This window comes from Lutibacter sp. (assembly GCF_040883305.1).
Lineage (GTDB): Bacteria > Bacteroidota > Bacteroidia > Flavobacteriales > Flavobacteriaceae > Lutibacter.
The window spans coordinates 1-5,975 of record NZ_JBFLKT010000391.1 but is presented as its reverse complement, the minus strand read 5'-3'; the positions used below and the strand labels follow the sequence as shown (position 1 = coordinate 5,975).

Here is a 5,975-nt window from a genome sequence, read left to right as displayed (position 1 = left end):
CTAAAACAACGTGCAATTTGGAAGTATTTTTCGTAACCACTTACCATTAACATTTGTTTAAACTGTTGAGGTGCTTGTGGTAATGTGTAAAAATAACCGGATTGTTTACGTGTTGGGACAATAAATTCACGAGCTCCTTCATCGGTTCCAGCAGTTAAAATTGGTGTTTCAATTTCTAAGAATTCTTCTTCATCTAAAATATCACGTAATAACTTAATTACTTTGTGGCGGTTTACAATAGCGCGTCTAACATCATCGTTTCTATGATCTAAAAACTTGTATTGGAAACGAATAGTTTCACTTGTTTTTGTAGCTCTTTTTATTTCAAAAGGCAATGTTTTAGAAAGGTTTAAAATCTCCAATTCTGATGTTTCTAATTCAATTTTTCCAGTTCTTAAACTTGAATTATAATCGTCTTCATTACGTTGTACAATTTTTCCAGTTACTGTTATTACAGTTTCAGGTTTTAATTTCACCAAATCGTCTAAATTAGGAAACGATTCTCTACTTAAACGTACTTGAAAAATTTCTTGACTAGAATCTCGTAAATCAATAAACATTAATTCTCCGTGATCTCTAACACTAGAAACCCAACCTGCCAGCGTAACTTTTTCTGAAATGTTTTTTTCTGAAATTTGAGAAGCTTTATGAGTTCTATAAACATCTTTTATTATAATAGGAATTTGTGGAAGTGTTTCGTCTTCAACTTTTATCTTTTGCTGTTCACTAGTTGATTTTAGCTGCTCACTTTCGACTTTAGACTTTTCACTTTTGGCTGAAAGTATTTCTAAAATACCTTGTCTAATTACTTTTCCAGAAGCTCCTTTTCCGATAATACTAATAACCTTACCAACTAAAATACCAGCTTTCCCCTGGTTTCCAGCTTTAATATCGTTTGCAATAGCATCATTTTCTGAAATTACTTTTTGGATAGCTTCTGAAATTTTTTCTTCTGAAATAATGTTATCTTCAAAATACTTGTTATAATCAAAAGTAATATCTTTTAAATAGGAAGTAATTCCGTTTTGAGCTAACACAGCAGTGATTTTTTCAGCCTTAAATAATTGAAAAATTTCGATTAAACTTTCAATACTGTTTATTGTAGCGTAATCTTCTGGTTTTATATTGTTTACCAGTGTTTTAGCGACAAAAGAAGGGTCTTTTAACACCTTATTGATGTCCATAAATACTTTAGAACGGACAGCATCTGCAGTAAAAAACTTTGCGTCTTGTGGTAACACTCCACCTTTAATTAAAACAGTTTCAACAGCAAAAGGTAATGCGCTGGAATCTACAGAAATTGCTTTAATTTCATTTTTAATGCTTACAAAAGGTAAATCAGGTTCAGAAATAAAGCGATAATCTGCCTCAAATTCTTTTTTACGCATTGTTTTAGTTTGCTTTAAATCAGCATCCCATAAAACAGTAGTTTGGTCTGGTCTAAATTCTTTGTTTTCAATATAATAATTAAATTGCTTTTCAATTTCTTCCTTTAAAGCATCCACCATAAACTTAAACGAGTTTAAGTTTTTGATTTCAGTTCTAGGATTTAAATCGTAACTTCTTCTTTTGCGTAAAGACACCGAAACATCCGATTTAAATTCACCTTTTTCAAGGTTTGCTTCTGAAATTCCTAAATTTTGAACAATCCGCTGAATGTATTGTGCATAGGTTGAAGCATCTTCAATATTACGAATGCAAGGCTCTGTAACAATTTCGATAAGTGGAACTCCAGCCTTGTTGAAATCTACCAACGAAATCTTTTTCTCGTGCATTAATTTTGCAGCATCTTCTTCAATATGAACCTGTGTTAAATTCACAGTAAATTGTGAACCGTCGTTTCGGTAACAAGAAACGTGTCCGTCAGGAATTATTGGATTGTGAAATTGCGTAATTTGAATGTTTTTCGGGTTGTCTGGGTATTCGTAATGTTTTCTATCCCAAGAGATTACTTCGTTTTCAAATGATGAATCTACAGCTTTTCCAAAATAAATGGCTTTTGTAATTGCTTCTTTATTTATTGCAGGTAAAACGCCCATTTGTCCTGTACAAACGGAACATATATTTGTGTTTGGTGTTTCAATCTCTTGATTTGGACAAGAACAAAACAACTTGGTTTTGGTATTTAATCGGACGTGTGTTTCTAGTCCAATTACCAATTCTAAATCGTGCTTTTTTATAGCAGCATTTAATTGTTCTAATTCCATTATATAGTTTCTTTTAAGAAGTTAGCAAACTTCAATATAAGTTCTTCATTATTTTTTGCAGCAGTAATTTGCAATCATGTAACAGTTCCCTGCGGTACCGTAAGCGTTGGTAATTGCCCTAAACTGAATCCAACCGTATAAACATCAGACAAATACATTGCGTGTGGATCTTTTAAACTTTCTCCAATTTTTGGAGGTTCACTTGGTGTAACCGGTGATAAAATTAGGTCAACTTCCTTAAAATCTTGATCAAAATTTGCTGAAATTTGATCACGAAGTGCTAAACTTTTTAAATAAATTTCATCAGAAAAACCTTGTGAAAGCACTTGATTTCCACCTACAATTCTGCGTTTTGTTTCTTCTGAAAAATTTTCAGAACGTGTTAAGGCGTATGTTTCAATTAAATTATCTGCTTCAATTCTATTACCGTAATTAGTTCCATCTAAACGCGATAAGTTAGAAGCCGTTTCTGCCATCGCCAACGTATAATATGTGGAAACTAAAATATCAGATTTAAAAAAATCTAATGCTTTTACTTCAATTCCTGAAGTTTTTATTTTTTCTATACTCGCTAAAAAATCAGCTTTTACTTCGGCATCAATGGCATCATTTTCAATAAAGTTTTTAAAATACCCAATTGTTTTTACTGACTTACCATCTGAAATCGCTTTTTTATCTATTTCTTTTGAGTTTATGGAAGTTTGATCTTTAGCATCTTTTCCGCTCATTGCATTTAAAATAATGCGAATATCTTCAACAGATTTTGCTAAAGGGCCTACGCAATCAGTAGATGATGCATACGCCATTAATCCGTATCTAGAAATGCGTCCATAGGTCGGTTTTAACCCATAAATTTTATTGTAACCAGCTGGCTGACGGATAGAACCTCCAGTATCTCCACCAATAGAAAATACGGTGAAATCTTTGGCAACATTTACTGCCGATCCACCGCTAGAACCACCAGCAACCAATTCAATATTTAGTGCATTTTTTACAGCGCCAAAAATAGTATTTTCACTAGAAGAACCATGTCCAAAACTATCACAGTTTTCTTTAACTATAGGAATTGCACCAGCATCTAATAATTTTTGAATTGCAGTTGCAGTATAGGGCGATTTGTAATTTTTTAATAATTCAGAACTTGCTGTTGTGAAAGTTCCTTGCAACATATATACATCTTTTACGCCAAAAGGAATCCCTTCTAATAAACCAATCTTTTCTCCGTTTTTTAGTTTTGCATCTACTTTTGCTGCTGATGCTAAAGCTGATTTGTTCAATAAAGAATTTACTGTGTTGTGCGTATTTTTTTGAAGTAAGTCTAATTTTTCTTGTATTAACTTGGTACAAGTTATTTGTTTATTCACCAATTGTTGGTGGAGGTGTTTTATTTGAGAATCCATGTGATTTTTTGTTGAATTGTTAGGTAGTTGAAATTGGTATTTCAAACTTGTAATTCGTAACTAATCTAATCTTCGATAACCTTTGCAACTACCAAATAACCGTTCTTTTTATTTGGGAAGTTTTCAATAATTAGTTGTTTCTCAATAGCTGAACTTTCAATAACAACATCTTCTCTTAGATTATTAACCGATACGCAATTATAATTGACATTATTTAAAGAATTATTATTTGTTGGTTGTGCATTTTTAATTACATCAAATAATTTGTTCACAGCCTCAGATGGCTGTGCTCCTTTAATACTCGACAATATATCGACTGTCATTATTTTACTCATCTTTTTTTTAATTTATGTTGTAAGTCAAACTTTAAGCCGACCAAATTACGAAAGTTTTACGAGGGAAGCATATTTTTTTTTACAAGTAGTCATTGTTTAAGCCTTGTAACCTAATCTATTCGGTTAATTTTTTAACATTTTATAAATGAAACTTATAATCTTTAGTATATATTGAATTAAAGCCTAAAATTGTATTGGTAATTTCAATTTCTTCTAATTTGTTAATTAAGTGTATTTTTGTCGAAAATCTGTTAAATGAATTTGAAAGATTCCCAAAAAAAAATAATTCCAACCTTAAAAAAGTATTTTGGTTATGATACTTTTCGTGATCAACAACAAGAAATTGTAGCATCTGTAATTGCAAAAAACGATAATTTGGTTATTATGCCAACAGGCGGAGGGAAATCAATTTGTTTTCAATTACCTGCGTTGCTTTTTGATGGTTTAACCTTGGTAATTTCTCCGCTTATTGCTTTAATGAAAGATCAGGTAGATGGTTTAAAAGCAAATGGAATTGAAGCAGATTTTTATAATAGTAGTCAGGAAACAGAAGAACAAACTGAAATTTTTGAGAAGATTTATAGCAAAAAATTAAAATTGTTATATGTAGCACCAGAGAGTTTATCTTATTTAGAAAACATACTAAATGAAGAATTTATCAGTTGCATTGCCATTGATGAGGCGCATTGTATTTCTTCTTGGGGACACGATTTTCGTCCTTCATATCAACAATTAGGTTTTTTTAAACAAATCTTGCCTAATACTCCAATAATTGCACTGACAGCAACTGCAGATAAGGCAACTAGAGCAGATATTATTGAGCAATTAAATATACCCAAAGCAACACAATTTATTGCTTCGTTTGATAGAAAAAATATTGAATTAGAAGTGCGACCAGCGAATGATAGAATTTCTCAAATTATTAAATTCATTCGAAAATCACCTAAAGAATCAGGTATTATTTATTGTTTAAGCAGAAAATCTACCCAACAAATTGCAGACAAGTTAAAACTGAATGGAATTAATACTGCTGCCTACCATGCAGGTTTAAGTTTTGAAGAGCGCACCAAAACACAAGAAGATTTTATTTACGATAAAACGCAAGTTGTATGTGCTACTATTGCCTTTGGAATGGGAATTGACAAATCTAACGTACGTTGGGTAATACATTATAATATGCCTAAAAATATTGAAGGTTATTATCAAGAAATTGGGCGAAGTGGGAGAGATGGCTTAAAAGCAAATGCACTGTTATTTCATAGTTATTCGGATGTAATTCAGCTTAAAAAGTTTATGAGTGGCGCTTCTAATGAAGAAGTACAAGCCGCAAAATTAGAACGAATGAAACAGTTTTCTGAAGCTACAACATGCCGAAGAAAAATTTTATTAAGTTACTTTGGTGAATTACTGGCTGAAAATTGTGGAAATTGTGATGTTTGTAAAAATCCACCACAATTTTTTAATGGAACTATTATTGCGCAAAAAGCACTTTCTGTAATTACACGTTTAAATGAATCTGAAGCACTTGGAACTGTGATAGATGTGCTTCGTGGAGCGCACAATGCCACCATATTAGAAAAAGGGTATGATAGTTTAAAATCGCACGGTGTTGGAAGTGATATTTCTTGGAGAGATTGGCAACAGTATTTAATTCAACTAACAAATCAAGGGTATTGTGAAATTGCTTTTCATAAAAATAATGCCTTGCAATTAACAGATTTTTCAAAAAAAGTATTGTTCGAAAATAAAATTGTTAATTTAACCAAACCAGTCGATTTTGTAGAAAATGTAAATGTTGAAAAAACGACCAAAGCAAAAAAAGCCCCAAAAGATACATTATTTGAAAGACTGAGAAAACTACGACAAGAAATTGCCTTGGCTGAAAAAATTCCTGCATATTTGGTTTTTAACGACGCTACTTTAAAAGAAATGGAATGTGCTCGTCCAATGAGTGAAGCCGATTTTTTAGAAATTAGTGGTGTAGGACAACGAAAATTAGAAGTTTATGGAGAAGATTTTATAGCTGAAATTGT

4 protein-coding genes are annotated in these 5,975 nt (G+C 31.7%); 1 reads left to right on the top strand and 3 read right to left on the bottom strand.

The features are described 5' to 3' along the window. The 3 genes from gatB to AB1Z17_RS12530 form a co-directional block, all read right to left on the bottom strand. On the bottom strand, positions 1-2,207 hold a 2,207-nt coding region (gene gatB / locus AB1Z17_RS12540; RefSeq protein WP_368052126.1), incomplete at its 3' end, for an Asp-tRNA(Asn)/Glu-tRNA(Gln) amidotransferase subunit GatB. 74 nt (positions 2,208-2,281) lie between these two features. Continuing rightward, positions 2,282-3,607, bottom strand: a complete 1,326-nt coding sequence (locus AB1Z17_RS12535; RefSeq protein ID WP_368052125.1) for an amidase family protein — start codon at positions 3,605-3,607, stop codon at positions 2,282-2,284. A 65-nt stretch (positions 3,608-3,672) separates the two neighbouring features. Beyond that, positions 3,673-3,930: a hypothetical protein gene (locus AB1Z17_RS12530; RefSeq protein ID WP_368052124.1), complete on the bottom strand. Its 258-nt coding sequence runs from the start codon at positions 3,928-3,930 to the stop codon at positions 3,673-3,675. A 267-nt stretch (positions 3,931-4,197) separates the two neighbouring features. Here AB1Z17_RS12530 and recQ point away from each other — a divergent pair. Continuing rightward, the coding region (gene recQ / locus AB1Z17_RS12525; protein WP_368052123.1) for a DNA helicase RecQ at positions 4,198-5,975 on the top strand (1,778 nt) is incomplete at its 3' end.

Coding starts and splice junctions, on each gene's coding strand:
- AB1Z17_RS12535 (WP_368052125.1), bottom strand. CDS start 3,607: ATGGATTCTCAAATAAAACACCTCCACCAACAATTGGTGAATAAACAA.
- AB1Z17_RS12530 (WP_368052124.1), bottom strand. CDS start 3,930: ATGACAGTCGATATATTGTCGAGTATTAAAGGAGCACAGCCATCTGAG.